This window comes from Streptomyces sp. NPDC002306 (assembly GCF_053593435.1).
In genome coordinates, this window is sequence record NZ_JBSFCK010000001.1 from 1 (window position 1) to 13317 (window position 13317).

13 protein-coding genes are annotated in these 13317 nt (G+C 73.6%); 6 read left to right on the top strand and 7 right to left on the bottom strand.

Going from position 1 to position 13317, the window contains the following annotated elements:
* Positions 1–114: 114 nt before the first annotated feature.
* Complete coding sequence (locus tag ACWCQK_RS00005) at positions 115–771, bottom strand: M15 family metallopeptidase (protein ID WP_451150082.1); 657 nt, start codon at positions 769–771, stop codon at positions 115–117.
* A 128-nt stretch (positions 772–899) separates the two neighbouring features.
* Between ACWCQK_RS00005 and ACWCQK_RS00010 the strand changes: the two genes are divergently transcribed.
* Positions 900–1958: an NAD-dependent epimerase/dehydratase family protein gene (locus ACWCQK_RS00010; RefSeq protein ID WP_451150084.1), complete on the top strand. Its 1059-nt coding sequence runs from the start codon at positions 900–902 to the stop codon at positions 1956–1958.
* Positions 1959–2178: 220 nt separating this feature from the next.
* Here the strand turns inward: ACWCQK_RS00010 and ACWCQK_RS00015 are convergent, their stop codons facing one another.
* Positions 2179–3471: an ROK family protein gene (locus ACWCQK_RS00015; RefSeq protein WP_451150086.1), complete on the bottom strand. Its 1293-nt coding sequence runs from the start codon at positions 3469–3471 to the stop codon at positions 2179–2181.
* Positions 3472–3665: 194 nt separating this feature from the next.
* Positions 3666–4580, bottom strand: a complete 915-nt coding sequence (locus ACWCQK_RS00020; RefSeq protein ID WP_451150088.1) for a DUF3626 domain-containing protein — start codon at positions 4578–4580, stop codon at positions 3666–3668.
* Positions 4581–4686: 106 nt separating this feature from the next.
* Here ACWCQK_RS00020 and ACWCQK_RS00025 point away from each other — a divergent pair, with 106 nt between their 5' ends.
* From ACWCQK_RS00025 to ACWCQK_RS00035, 3 genes are all read left to right on the top strand, one after another.
* Entirely contained in the window at positions 4687–5181 is a 495-nt protein-coding gene (locus ACWCQK_RS00025) for an FBP domain-containing protein (protein WP_451150090.1), read from the top strand.
* 113 nt (positions 5182–5294) lie between these two features.
* The gene (locus ACWCQK_RS00030; RefSeq protein ID WP_451150092.1) at positions 5295–6554 is read left to right on the top strand and encodes an FUSC family protein; all 1260 of its coding nucleotides are present in this window, start codon (positions 5295–5297) and stop codon (positions 6552–6554) included.
* Positions 6555–6725: 171 nt separating this feature from the next.
* Positions 6726–7952, top strand: a complete 1227-nt coding sequence (locus tag ACWCQK_RS00035; protein WP_451150094.1) for a lactonase family protein — start codon at positions 6726–6728, stop codon at positions 7950–7952.
* Here the strand turns inward: ACWCQK_RS00035 and ACWCQK_RS00040 are convergent.
* Together ACWCQK_RS00040 and ACWCQK_RS00045 are read right to left on the bottom strand one after the other, a co-directional pair.
* Positions 7920–8645, bottom strand: coding sequence for a DUF2470 domain-containing protein (locus tag ACWCQK_RS00040; protein ID WP_451150096.1), 726 nt, complete (start codon positions 8643–8645; stop codon positions 7920–7922). The genes ACWCQK_RS00035 and ACWCQK_RS00040 overlap by 33 nt on opposite strands.
* 97 nt (positions 8646–8742) lie before the next feature.
* On the bottom strand, positions 8743–9348 hold the full coding sequence (locus ACWCQK_RS00045; protein WP_451150098.1) for a TetR/AcrR family transcriptional regulator: 606 nt from the start codon (positions 9346–9348) through the stop codon (positions 8743–8745).
* A 107-nt stretch (positions 9349–9455) separates the two neighbouring features.
* Between ACWCQK_RS00045 and ACWCQK_RS00050 the strand changes: the two genes are divergently transcribed.
* A complete protein-coding gene (locus tag ACWCQK_RS00050; RefSeq protein WP_451150100.1) occupies positions 9456–11045 on the top strand; it encodes a cytochrome P450 in 1590 nt (529 codons plus the stop codon).
* Here ACWCQK_RS00050 and ACWCQK_RS00055 read toward each other — a convergent pair.
* A complete protein-coding gene (locus ACWCQK_RS00055) occupies positions 11007–11861 on the bottom strand; it encodes a pentapeptide repeat-containing protein (RefSeq protein WP_451150102.1) in 855 nt (284 codons plus the stop codon). The two genes, ACWCQK_RS00050 and ACWCQK_RS00055, sit on opposite strands and share 39 nt — an antisense overlap.
* Before the next feature lie 172 nt (positions 11862–12033).
* Between ACWCQK_RS00055 and ACWCQK_RS00060 the strand changes: the two genes are divergently transcribed.
* On the top strand, positions 12034–12234 hold the full coding sequence (locus tag ACWCQK_RS00060; RefSeq protein WP_451150104.1) for a DUF5999 family protein: 201 nt from the start codon (positions 12034–12036) through the stop codon (positions 12232–12234).
* A 51-nt stretch (positions 12235–12285) separates the two neighbouring features.
* Here the strand turns inward: ACWCQK_RS00060 and ACWCQK_RS00065 are convergent, their stop codons facing one another.
* Positions 12286–13254 (bottom strand): GlxA family transcriptional regulator, encoded by a 969-nt coding sequence (locus ACWCQK_RS00065; RefSeq protein ID WP_451150106.1) that lies wholly within the window; start codon positions 13252–13254, stop codon positions 12286–12288.
* Between the last annotated feature and the right edge of the window lie 63 nt (positions 13255–13317).

Below are 13317 nucleotides of genomic sequence, written 5' to 3' on the forward strand. Positions count from 1 at the left end.
TCGCCGCACTCCACAACCTCAAACTAGACATCCGGTAACCGCCGCCACCACCCCACCCCGACACGACCTGCGCCCCATTACGGGATATCTCTTAGGAACCTCCTTGCGGAGCCGCTAGCGCTCCCCCAGTTCCCGAGGCCCGTACAGGGCGGCGGGCGCGCCCGTCTCCAGGGCCCAGTAGCGGTCGCCGTACGACCAGTGCCACCACTCGGTCGGATAGTTGACGAGGCCGGCCGCGCCCAGTGCGGTGCCCAGGACGGCGCGGTGGGCGCGGGCCTCGTCGGTGATGTTGTCCGCCCCGGTGTAGCAGGCGCCCGCGCTCTGCTCGGGGCTGGCGTTCATGGCCGTGCCCAGGTCGACTTCGCGCCCGTCGGCGTCGGCGAGCGTCAGGTCGACGGCCGCGCCCGCGGTGTGCGGGCCGATCTCGGGCGGCGAGACATAACGGCTGGCCGCCGACCGGACCTGCTCGGCGGTCCACCGCGGATGCGCGGCGCGCAGTTCGTCGGCGTACTGCGCGAAGTAGTCGCGTTGGAGAGCCGGTGGGCGGTATCCCTCCACGAACAGCAGCCGCAGTCCGTCCGGCAGCAGCGCCTGCGCGGTGAGCAGCCGGTCGAGCACGCCCCGCCGCAGATGGACCTGGGCGCCCTCGGAGTCCTGCTGCTTGCGTTCGTCGACCAGCAGGGATCCGCTCACGTCCACCAGGGGCTCGCCGCACTCCTCGACGGGAACGGCGGCGACCCTGGCGTCGGACATCAGAATGATCTCGCTCATGACCTGATCATCGCGCACGCGTGACGCGTCGATCACCCCGGCCGCCACGCGGCCGCCTCCGGTGTGTGCGGGGCCGCGGGGGCCGGGTACTCGGGCACTCCCGCCCGCTCACAGGGAGGAGACCCGAGGTGAGCAGCGAACCGGGCCGGAGAGTCGTCGTCACGGGCGCCACCGGCGATGTCGGTACGAGCGTGGTCCGTCTGCTGTCGGAGGATCCGCAGGTGGACTCGGTGCTGGGGCTGGCCCGCCGGATCCCGCGGTGCTCGCCGCCGGGGGCGGAGTGGGCCGCCGTGGACCTGGCGGTCGAGCGGCCCCACCCGGTGAAGGAGTTCGAGGGGGCGGCCGCCGTGGTGCATCTGGCCTGGGCGTCGCGGCCGGTCCGCGATCCGGTGGTGACCTGGCGTACGAACGTGCTCGGCGGCATCCGGGTGTTCGAGGCGGTGGCCGCGGCCGGGGTGCCGGTGCTGGTGCACGCGTCGTCCGTGGGCGCGTACTCCCCGGGGCCGCGGGGACACGCGGTGGACGAGTCGTGGCCGACGCACGGCTGGCCGGACGCCGCGTACTGCCGGGAGAAGGCCTATCTGGAGCGGGTGCTCGACACCTTCGAGCGGGACCATCCCGAGGTACGGGTGGTGCGGATGCGGCCCGCGTTCCTCTTCAAGCGGGAGCCGACGGGCTCGCGGCGCCACGTCTTCGGGGGCCGGTTCCTCCCCGGCCCCTCGGCCCGGCCCGATCTGCTGCCGTTCCTGCCCGCCGTTCCGGGGCTGCGGGTGCAGACCCTGCACCCGGACGACGCGGCCGAGGCGTACCGGCTGGCGGTGTCCCGCGAGGTCCGGGGAGCGTTCAACCTGGCGGCGGAACCGCCGGTCGACGCGGAGCTGCTGGGCGAGATGTTCGGCGCCCGCCCGGTACGGCTGCCGCGCGGCGCGGCCCGCTCGGCGCTCGCCGCCGCCTGGGGACTGCGGCTGCTGCCCGCCTCTCCCCCACTCTTCGACGCGATCCTGCGCCTGCCCCTGCTGGACTGCGCGCGGGCCCACACCGAACTGGGCTGGCATCCCCGGCACACGTCGACCGAGATCCTGGAGGACTTCCTGCTCGGCCTGCGCCGCGACGAGGACGGGGACGCGAGCGGGGACGAGCCCGAGACCGCGGAGTCGGCCCCGCCACGGGGGCGCACGCTGAACTGACGGGGGAAGCACCGGGGCGCTGCGGCGGAGCACCGCCGGAGGGGCGCACGGGATGGAGGGGCCGGACCGGAGGGTCGGGACTGGAGCGGCGGTCCGGAGTGGTGGTCCGGAGTGGTGGTCCGGAGTGGCGGTCCGGAGTGGTGGTCCGGAGTGGTGGTCCGAGGCGTCGGGCTTTCTCGCGGCCCGGTGCTCGCGGTCGGATCGTGGGTTTTCGGGGGCCTCAGTGGGGGGCGCGTTCCTCCAGGGCTGTGCGCCAGGCCGGGGGGGGTCCCTCGGGTGTGGGTTCCGGGCGTCGGCCGCCCCGGGCGAAGAAGTCGGCGAGCGGCAGGATCGCGGCACCGACGGTGACCGCGTCCGGGCCGAGCCGGCCCAGCTCCACGGTGACCTTCTCGGCGGGGTGGCGCAGGGCGTACGCGCCGGCGTGACGGCGTACGGCGGGCAGGAAGCGGGCGCCGAGCTGGAGACCGGCCCAGCCGCCGATGAGGATGCGCTCGGGCTGGAAGAGGTTGATCAGGTCGGACAGACCGGCGCCCAGGTACTCGGCGGTCTCCTCCAGGACGGCCAGCGCGACGGGGTCGGCCGTGGCACCGCCCTCGGGAGGGTAGGCGGCGGCCAGCATCGCGGTCAGCGCGGTCTCCTCGTCCACGCCCCGCGGGGGCTGCCCGCCCGCGTCGCTCCAGCGCTGGAGCAGCGACTCGGCGCCCGCGTACGCCTCCAGGCAGCCGAGCGCCCCGCAGCGGCAGCGCCGCCCCCTGACCCGGACGGTCAGGTGACCCCACTCCACGGCCCGGCCGTGTTCCACGTCCGCGGTGACGAGGCAGGCGCCGACGCCGGAGCCGAAGAGGACGACCACGGCGTTGTGGGCCCCGCGTCCGCCGCCGAACCACATCTCGGCCTGACCGAGGGTCTTGGCGCCGTTGTCGATGAAGTACGGCACGGTGTCCGGCAGAAAGGTGCCGGCCCGCAGCAGCGCCTCCAGCGGGACCGCGTCCCAGCCGATGGTCTGGCCGTGCACGACGGCTCCGCGGTCCGGGGTGTGCTCGATGATGCCGGGGACGCCGATGCCCACGCCGAGGAGCCGCTCGGGTGCGATGTCGGCGGCGGCGAGCACCTCGGCGATGCCATCGCGGATATGGCCGACGATCACCTCGACCTCGTACCGCTGATGCGCCAACGGGCGCTCCGCACGGGCGAGTTCGGTCAGTGTCAGGTCGAACAGCTCGATGCGCACCCGGGTCTCGCCGACATCGACACCGATCATGTGGCCGCTGCCGGGGGCGACGCGCAGCAGGGTGCGCGGGCGGCCGCCGTCGGAATCGACACTGCCGGCCTCCTCCAGCAGGCCGTCGGCGACCAGGTCGGCGACCACGTTGCTGACCGAGCCGGAGCTCAGCGCGGTGGCCGGGCCGAGCTCGAAGCGGCTGAGGGGCCCGTCGAAGTACAGCCGTTGCAGCACGACCGTGCGGTTGGCCCGCCTGAGGTCGCGCACCGTGCGCCCGTTCCGCCCCGCCATGTGGCTCCTTCCAACCCCGCCCGGACCGTGTCCGAGGCCCTGGCCGACCTGCAACATACCTCCGCAGGAGCACCGGGCGCACTTCTCCTGACCCTTAATTCACGTAACGAGCTAAGCAACGGGCCTGGTGATCGACCCGGACCCGGGCCGACGCGCCGGGCGGCGGCGGACCATACGGGAGCGGTGGCCCGCGCCTACGCGCCGGGCGGCCCGGCGGCCGGGGTGCGGCCGTCGGGGGCCGCCGCCGGGGAGTAGGCGGTGCCCGCTCCCTCGGGGGCGCCGAAGCGGGCGAGGGTGTGCCACACCTTCTTCAGGTCCTGGAGCTCGTGGCGGCCGGTGCGGGCGGCGTCGCCGATGACGCGGGGGTCGAGGCGGCGCCGCCCGGCGATACGGGCGCCGAGGTCGGCGTAGCGCCGGCCGCGGTAGGCGGCGTGACGGTGCAGTTCGGGCACGGTGAGCCGGTAGCCGGGGTGCCACTCCAGCGGGCAGGGCAGCAGCCGGGCGGCGGTCTCGACGGGGGTGCCGCGGTAGCTCGCGTCCAGGACCAGCGCCTCGGTGTCCCGGGCGAGGTCGACGCCGCCGTGCACCTGCGCCTCGATGTAGTCGTCGAGGGCGTCCCGCCGGTCGGCCGTGGCGAGGGCGATCAGGGACATGCCGGCGGCGACCCCGAAGTCGGCCGGTTCTGCCGCGCTGTCGGGGTAGCAGAACGTGGCGCGGGCGAGCGTCGCCGCGGTGAGCCGGAAGTGCGCCGAGCCGAACCGCGGGGCGGCGCCGACCGTCTGCTCGCGGAAGTTCAGCGCGCCGTACACGGGTCGGTCGTACGCGTCGGCGTCGTCGTACGCGCCGCCGAAGATCCGGCTCTCCCAGCGCCAGCGGTCGCCGCCGGGGTGCGCGGTGAGGCCGCCGTTGCCGGTGCCGGTGACGAACTGCGAGACGTAGGCGCCGTCCTCGGCCAGGGCGCGCAGGATGGGCCGGCCCCGGACGACGCGGTCCGGGTGGAAGTTCAGTGTGATGCGCGGCCGCGGTCCGACGGCCGGTCCGGCGGAGCCGGCCGCGACATGACACAGCGCCGCCCGCGCCCGCGGTGACAACAGTCCCTCGAATTCCACTGGCGTCCCCCGTTCGAAACTGTTTACCCTAGGCGGAAACCTAGTACCCCTAGGTTCAGAGCGTCGGGAACGCCAGGAACGTCCCGCCACACCAGGAGGCCCCTCCATGAGATCACTCACCGAGCCGGAGATCCGCGACTCCTTCGTCAACTGTTCGAAAGGCGAGGCGAAGCGGCTGGCCGTGCCCCGGGATCTCGACCAACACCCTTGGGCAGACCTGGACTTCCTGGGGTGGCGGGATCCGGGCGCGCCCGACCGCAGCTATCTGGTCACCGAGCGGGAGGAGCGGCTCGTCGGCGTCACGCTGCGGTTTCCGTCCTCGCGGCGCGGCATCCTGCATCGCAGCATGTGCTCGCTCTGCCTGACGACCCACCGGGGCGGCGGCGTCTCGCTGATGACGGCCCGCAAGGCGGGCGCGGCGGGCCGCGAGGGGAACTCGGTGGGCCTGTACATGTGCACCGATCTCGCGTGCTCCCTGTATGTCCGCGGACGGAAGCCCCTGAACTCCGGATCCCGTTTCGAGGAGACCCTGACGGAGGCGGAGCAGATCGCCCGCACGAGGGGCAACCTGTCCGCGTTCCTCGACCAGCTGTACGTCTGAGCCCGCGAGCCGCGGTCAGTCGGTCAGGCGGGCGGGGGGCGGGCGGGCGGGCGGGCGCAAGGTTCCTCGACCGGGACGTTCGAGCAGTCCAGGGACGGGGAAGGGGCCAAGGAATGCAAGATGCTCGTGAGTGGACCCAGCCCCTCGGACGGTGGCTGAAACGCCACCGGGACCCCGTGGTCGTCCAGGCGCTGCGCTCGGCGGCCGCCGCGACGATCGCCTACGTCATCGCGCTCCGCCTCAGTCCGGAAGCCGCCCCGCTGACCGCCCCGCTGACCGCGCTGCTCGTCGTCCAGGTCACCCTGTACTCGACGCTCACCACCGGTATCCGCCGGGTGAACTCCGTGGTGGCGGGTGTCCTGGTCGCCATCGCGTTCAGCCTTCTGGTGGGCCTGACCTGGTGGAGTCTCGCGCTGCTCATCGTGGCCTCGCTGGCCGTCGGGCATCTGGTGCGGGTCGACGAGTTCGTGCCGGAGGTGGCGATCAGCGCGATGCTGGTGCTCGGCGTCACCAGCGTCGGTGACACCGCGTGGGCGCGGATCGTGGAGACACTGATCGGCGCGGTGGTCGGCCTCGGCTGCAACCTGCTGCTCGCGCCACCGGTATGGGTGGACCGGGCGGGCGACTCGATCGAGGGGCTGGCACGCCGGGTGCGGCAGCTGATGCTGCGCATCGGCGAGGAGGCCGCCGGCCGCACACCCGTGGACCAGGCGGCCGCGCGGCTGCACGAGGCCCGGCGGCTCGACCACGACATCGTCGAGGTGGACGCGGCCCTGCGGCAGGCGGAGGACAGCCTGCGGCTCAATCCGCGCGTACGGGAGGCCGTACTGCACCGGGTGGTACTGCGGACCGGTCTGGACACGCTGGAGATCTGCACGGTCGTGCTGCGGGTGATCGCCCGTACCCTGACCGACCTCGCCAAACAGCGCGGGCCCGAGCCGCTGTTCCCCGCCGAGACGGGCGCCGTCGTGGAACGGCTGCTGTCCGAGATCTCCGACGCGGTGGTCAGCTTCGCGGTACTGGTCACCACCCATGTCAGCGTGAGTGCCGAGTCGGCGGAGGCACGGCTCACCGCCGAGCTGCGGCAGGCCGCCGCCACCCGGGACAAGCTGGGTCAGCTCCTGCTGGAGGAGGTCCAGCGTGACGCCCGGTACTGGCAGCTGTTCGGTGCCGTGCTGACCGAGGCCGACCGCATCATCGACGAACTCGACACCGAGCACCGCTCACGCCGGCTCATGGAGGAGCTGGACCGCTGGGCGCGGGAGCAGCGCGAGCGCATGCCGCGGGTCACGCGGCTGCGGGAGCTGGTGGGCGGGCGCTTGCCGTCCCGGCTGCGGCGCAACCGCGCGGCCACCGGCCGCCGCTCACCGTGAGACGACGCCCGCCATGCACCGAGGCCCACCGTGAGACGACACCTTCCAGCGAGGTCGGCCAGGGCGTGGGTTGCGCCCTGCGCAACACCGGTCGTCTTTTTTGCGCTTCCCGGGTGCCCCACGTCAAGGTGGGTGTGACGACCGGTGCAACCGACGACCCGAGGTGCGCATATGAGCGGTGAGGCAGAAGCGTCGCGCGGTGGCTGGAGCAGGCGTCGCTTCGTCGGCACGCTCGGCGGGGCGGCCGCGGCGACGGCTCTGGCCGCCTGCGGTACGACGTCGGAGGCCGCGAAGACGCCGGGCACGGCCGAGCCGCGCCGGCCCCGGCCGGACAGCGCGCGGGAGACGTCGCGCAAGCGCGCGGAGTCCGGCCCGCGCCCCCTCTACATCGGCACGTACACCTCCGCCGAGGGCGGCGGGAGGGGCATCGGTCTCGCCGCCTACGACACCGCGACGGGCCGGATCACCGGCACCGGCACCCTCACCGGCGTCGCCGATCCGTCGTACCTCGCGGTGCATCCCGACGGCCGGACGCTGTACGCGGTGAACGAGCGCGAGCGGGGTGCCGTGACCGCCGTACGGCTCGCCGACCGCCGGATCCTGGGCAGCCGCGCCACGGGCGGCGCGCAGCCCTGCCAGCTGTCGGTCCATCCGGGCGGGCGCTGGCTGCTCAGCGCCGACTACGGCTCGGGCAGTGTGGCCGTGCACCGGATCGAGGCGTCCGGGGCGCTGGGCGAGCGCACCGACCGGGTGGTCCACTCCTCCCCCGCGCCCGGGCCGGGCCAACAGGGCCCGCACGCCCACCAGGTCGTCACCAGCCCCGACGGCGGCCACGTCCTCGCCGTCGACCTCGGCACGGACACGGTCTACACCTACCGTCTGGACGACCGGGCCGGCACGCTCACCGAGGTCGCGCGGGCGCACACCCGGCCGGGCGCCGGTCCACGGCAGCTGACCTTCCACCCGGGCGGGCGGTACGCCTACCTCGCCAACGAGGTCGACGACACGATGGCGGTCTGCGCCTACGACCCGGCCGGCGGCCGACTCAGCATCGGCGCGCCGCAGTCCACCGGCGGCGGCAAGGGCACCAACTACCCGGCGCAGTTCCTGGTGACGGCGAACGGTTCGTACGCGTTCCTCGCCAACCGGGGCCACAACACCCTGGCGCGGTACGCGGTGGAGGCGGGCGGCGCGCGGCTGAGGCCGCTCGGCACGGTGCCGGTGGCCGGCGACTTCCCGCGGCAGATCGCGTTCTCGCCGGACGGCGGGCTGCTGTTCGCGGCGAACCAGCGGTCGGACACGGTCAGCGTGTTCCACGTGGACGCGAAGAGCGGTGGACTGCGGCTCGCGGGCGAGCCGTTCGCCTCACCCGTCGCGGTCTGTGCGCTGCCGCTGTAGCGCGCGGGGGCAGGACGCGGCGCTCGCCTGGGTGAGCAGGACGTGCATGCGCTCGGTGAGCTGCGTGACGTCGTCGGCGGGCGCGTGGAAGGGCAGCCGTACCTCGCCGTGGGCGCGGGCCTGCTCGATGCGCAGGGTCAGCCCGTGCCGGTCGACCGCGAGCGGCAGCACGCGCACGACACCGTGCAGGCTTTCGGGGTCGACGAGCCGGGTCAGCCGCTCGACCGCGTCGGGGTGGGCGTCGGCGAGATGGGTCAGCAGATGGGCCTCGGCCGTGGCGAGCGGGTCGGGCTCGGCGGCGGCGAACTCGTCGAGGCCGACGACCACCGCGCCGGACGGCTGCCGCAGCACCACCCGTGTGGCCTGGAAGACGAGGTGGCCGTCCACGGGCAGGAACCATCCGGCCAGCCAGAGCCGGCCGCGGATCCGGTGGCGCACGGCGACGGGGGCCACGTCGGCGAACTCCAGCACGGCGGACGGCTCCCCGCGGGGCGCGCAGATCACGGCCGTGAGCAGGGCGCTGTCGTCGGGCACGTGCAGGAGCACCCGGCCGTCGTCGTCCACGGCGTGCGCGCCGACGTACTCCTCGCGTCCGCCTTCCGCGGTCACCGTGCACGACCACGCGGCGGCGAGCACCGAACGCGCCCGCTCCGCGGCGGACGGCGCGGCCGTCCAGGTCTGGCTGTCACCCATCCCGAAGCCTCCTTAGGTAAGCCTTGCCTAACTTATCGAAGATCGGGGCGCACGCCAACCACGCGACACCTCAGGACGCCCCGGGACGCCTGTGCGATTACGCGATGAGCCCCAGCAGCGCCCGCGCGCACAGCTCCCGCACCTGCTCCCGCGACATCTCCTCACCGCGCAGCCACTCCAGACAGACCGCGGTGGTGAACGCGAGCCAGCCGCGCACGGCCAGCCGCACGTCGGCTCGCGCCTGGAAGGCCGGACCGAACTCGGGGTCGGCGGCGAGCGCCGCCAGGATCTGGCGCTCCTGAGCGGCCAGCGCGCGCTGGTAGACCCGGCGTACCGCCTGGTCGCCCGCCGCGTCGGCGCGATGGAAGGCGCGATAGCCGTGGGCGTGGGAACGGACGTACTCCAGATACGCGTCGAGCCCCACGGCGATCTGCTCGCGCACCGGGACTCCGGGCACGGCGGACGTCATGCGCAGCATCCGCTCGCTCTCGCGCTCCACGACCGCCGCGAAGAAGTCCCGCTTGGTCGGGAAGTAGTGGTAGAGCAGGCCCCGGGAGACGCCGGCGATCTCCGCGACCTGCTCGATCCACACCTCGTCGTACGGACTCTCCGAGAACAGCCGCGCCCCGACCGCCAGGAGCTGTTCGCGACGCTCCCCGGTACTGAGCCGGCGGCGCGTGCGGTCCCCCTGGTTCGCGGCCATGGCCGCACCTTACTTGACGCCGGTTCAGCTACCGGATCAGACTGGGGCCGTTTTTGAACCCACGTACAACACGCTCAACGTGCCGCTGGATCAAGGGAGATCGCGTCATGTCGGAGACGGCCGGGACAGAAACGTCCGAGGCGCCACCCGCGACCGGGACGGCGGCGAGGACCGCGGGCGACGGACTGCCGAGAGGGTTCCGCAGCGCCGAGCACGGCTGGCCCGAACTGCACCGCATTCCGCATCCGCCGCACCGGCTGCCCGTGTTCGGCGACATCCTCGGCGCGAGCCGTCGCACCCCCGTGCAGGACTCGACGCGCTTCGCCCGGCAGCTGGGGCCGATCTTCCGGCGCAGGGTGTTCGGGCGTGAGTTCGTCTTCGTGTGGGGGGCCGCGCTCGCCGCCGACATGGCGGACGAGTCCCGCTTCGCCAAGCATGTCGGGCTCGGGATCGCCAATCTGCGGCCGGTCGTCGGGGACGCCCTGTTCACGGCGTACAACCACGAGCCCAACTGGCAGCTGGCGCACGACGTCCTGGCCCCGGGCTTCAGCCGGGAGGCGATGGCGGCCTACCACCCGATGATGCTCGACGTGGCCGGGCGGCTCACCGACCACTGGGACGGGTCGCTCACGGCGGGCCGGCCGGTGGACGTGCCCGGCGACATGACCCGGCTGACCCTGGAGACCATCGCGCGCACCGGCTTCGGACACGACTTCGGCTCCTTCGAGCGGACCCGTCCGCACCCCTTCGTCTCCGCCATGGTGGGCACGCTCAGCCACGCCCAGCGGCTCAACACCGTGCCCACACCGCTGATCCCGCTGCTGCTGAGGCGGGCGGGGCGGCGCAACACCGCGGACATCGCCTACCTCAACCGTACGGTCGACGACCTCGTACGGGCCCGGCGGGCGGCGGGCGAGGAGGGCGACGGCGGCACGGACCTGCTCGACCGGATGCTGCGCACCGCCCATCCGGAGACCGGGGAACGGCTGTCCGCGCGGAACGTGCGCCGCCAGGTCATCACGTTCCTGGTCGCGGGCCACGAGACGACGTCGGGCGCGCTCTCCTTCGCCCTGCACTACCTCTCCCGGCACCCCGACGTCGCGGCCCGCGCCCGCGCCGAGGTGGACCGGGTGTGGGGCGACACCGCGGCGCCCGGATACGAGCAGGTGGCGAGGCTGCGGTACGTGCGCCGGGTGCTGGACGAGGCACTGCGGCTGTGGCCGACGGCGCCCGCCTTCGCCCGGGAGGCACGGCGGGACACGGTGCTGGGCGGCGAGCATCCGATGCGGCGGGGCGCCTGGGCGCTGGTCCTGACGACGATGCTGCACCGTGACCCCGAGGTGTGGGGCCCGGACGCCGAACGGTTCGACCCGGACCGCTTCGACGCCCAGGCCGTACGTGCCCGTGCCGCGCACACCTTCAAGCCGTTCGGGACCGGGGCCCGGGCCTGTATCGGACGTCAGTTCGCACTGCACGAGGCGACGCTCGTGCTCGGGCTGCTGCTGCGCCGCTACGAACTGCGGCCCGACCCGGGCTACCGGCTGCGGGTGGCGGAGCGGCTGACGCTGATGCCGGAGGGGCTGCGGCTGCACCTGGAGCGACGCGCGCCCACCGCCGTCCCGGCGGACGTCGGCCGGGTGGCGCGGGAGGAGGCCGCCTCAGAGTCGCGCTGTCCAGTGCGCGGGGCGGGTGAATGACTCCGGCAGGCGGGTGCCGGCGCTGCCGCGGGCCGCGTCGAGCTGCGGCTGCGTCAGGAAGAGCGCGCCGGTCAGATCGGCGTCCGAGAGGTCGGTGTCGCGCAGGTCCGCACCGATCAGGTCGGCACCCCGCAGGTCGGCACCGGTGAGGTCGGCGGCGATCAGACAGGCGCCGCGCAGACTCGCGCCGCGCAGGTCGGCGCCCTTGAGCCGGGCGCCCATCAGGTCCGCGCCCCGTCGGTCGCTCCCCCGGCCGCCGGTGCCCGCCCGGACGAGTTCACTGGTCCTGAGCAGGAGGACGTTGACCTTCTGCCGGTGAGCGCCGACGTCCAGCGCGGCCAGCTCGGCGGGGGTCCGAAGGGTCAGCCGCTCCGTCTCGGCCAGGATCCGGCGCACGTCCGCGTGGACGGGGCGGGCGGCGGGCAGGGTGAGCGCCTCGGTCAGATACCAGAGCAGCTCGTGCAGGTGCCGGACGACCGGGAAGACCTCGGCCATGAGGCGGGCCCGCTCACGGGTGCCGCCTTGCCGGTCCGCTCCGCCGAAGGTGATCTGCGAGACCTTCTGCCCGGCGCCGAAGCAGTCGTAGACCGTGCAGCCGTTGAAGCCCTCCTCACGCAGCCGCGCGTGGATGCCGCAGCGGTGGTCGCCGCGGAGGTTCGGGCAGGGTGTCCCGGCGTCCTTGTCGAGGGCGAAGTCGGCCGAGGCCGCGAAGGGCAGGGCCACACAGCACAGCCCGGAACACCGCCCGCAGTCCCCGCGCAGGTCACCCCGGTCGATCGTCCCGACGGGTATCTCGGCCGGTATGTCTTGTGGCATGCGCCCACCCTACTGACCGGGCGCCGCCCCTCCCCGCCTCCGGTCGGACAGCAGAACTCACCGTCGAGTTCGCTGCTTCGTGGGGGTCTCCTCATCCAACGGAAAACTGTCTCGGGTATCAACGGGACAGGAGCCGGCCGAGGTAGGAGCCAGCGGATCGAGGAGAGACGTCATGTGCAGTCACCAGCCCCCGTGTCCTCACGCGGAAAGCCCGCACCACCACTCCGCCGTCATCGTGTCGGCCCATCCGGAGCAGGGCTGGAGCCTGCTGTGCAACGGCACCATCCGTTTCGACGACACCGGTGAGCTGCTGCCCGACGGACGGGTCGTGGGCCCCTGCCGCGCCGTCGGTCCCCTCGCCGTCGCCGCCTGAGCCGCGGGTCGGTCCGCCAGGGCGTCCGCGCCGAGGCGGGCGAGGCACGCGCTACGGGGTGCGGCGGGCGCTGCTGAAGCGGCGCTGGTACGCGGCGGGGCTGACGGACAGCTCCCGGGCGAACACGCGCCGCAGGCTCTCGTAACTCGGGAATCCGGCCAGGGACGCCGCCTGTGTCGCGGTATGCCCCTGGTCGAGCAGAGCCTTCGCGATGTCGAACCGGATCGACTCGACGTAGCGGGCCGGCGTGGTGGACAACTCCTCCCGGAACAGCCGTGTGAGATGGCGGGAACTGAGGTTGAGCCGCGCGGCGAGTTCACCGAGGGAGTGGTTCCCCCCGGGATCGGCCGTCACGACGTCGACGACGGTGCGCAGGGCCGGGGAACGGGGCGGTGGGCCCTGCAGGGGCGCGGAGAACTGTGACTGGCCGCCCGCGCGTCGCAGGTAGACCACCAGGGCGCGGGCGACGTCCCGGCTCAGGTCGGGGCCGTGGTCCTCCTCGACGAGGGCCAGCGCCAGGTCGATGCCGGCGGTGACGCCCGCCGAGGTGTACGTGGCGCCGTCGCGCACGTAGATGGCATCGGGTTCGACCCGGATCCTCGGGTGCCGCCCGGCGAGTTCACGCGCGATCTTCCAGTGGGTGGTCGCCCGCTTGCCGTCCAGGAGGCCGGCGGCGCCGAGGACGAACGCTCCGGAGCACACGGACGCGACCCGGCCGGACCGGGCCGCCAGCTCCCGCGCGGCCTCGATCAGCTCCCGCGTGACGGGAGTCCTCGGATAGACGGCCCCGCCCGGCATCACGAACGTGTCGGGGTCCGGCTCGCGGTCGGGGCCGCCGTCGACGGCGATCCGTACCCCGATCGACGAGGCGATGTCCGCGCCGGTCGTCGACAGCAGTGTGATCCGGTAGTCGGCACCGAGCCGGTTCGCCTCCCCGAACACCTCGGCGGGACCGGCGACGTCCAGCAGCGCCACCCCGTCGTAGACGAGGATCGCGACCCGATGCGGTGCGGAGCTCACAGTCCATTTCCTCGGGTGTCCGGATTCGAGTGGTTCCTGGCCGGACCGAGGCGGCGGCATGGC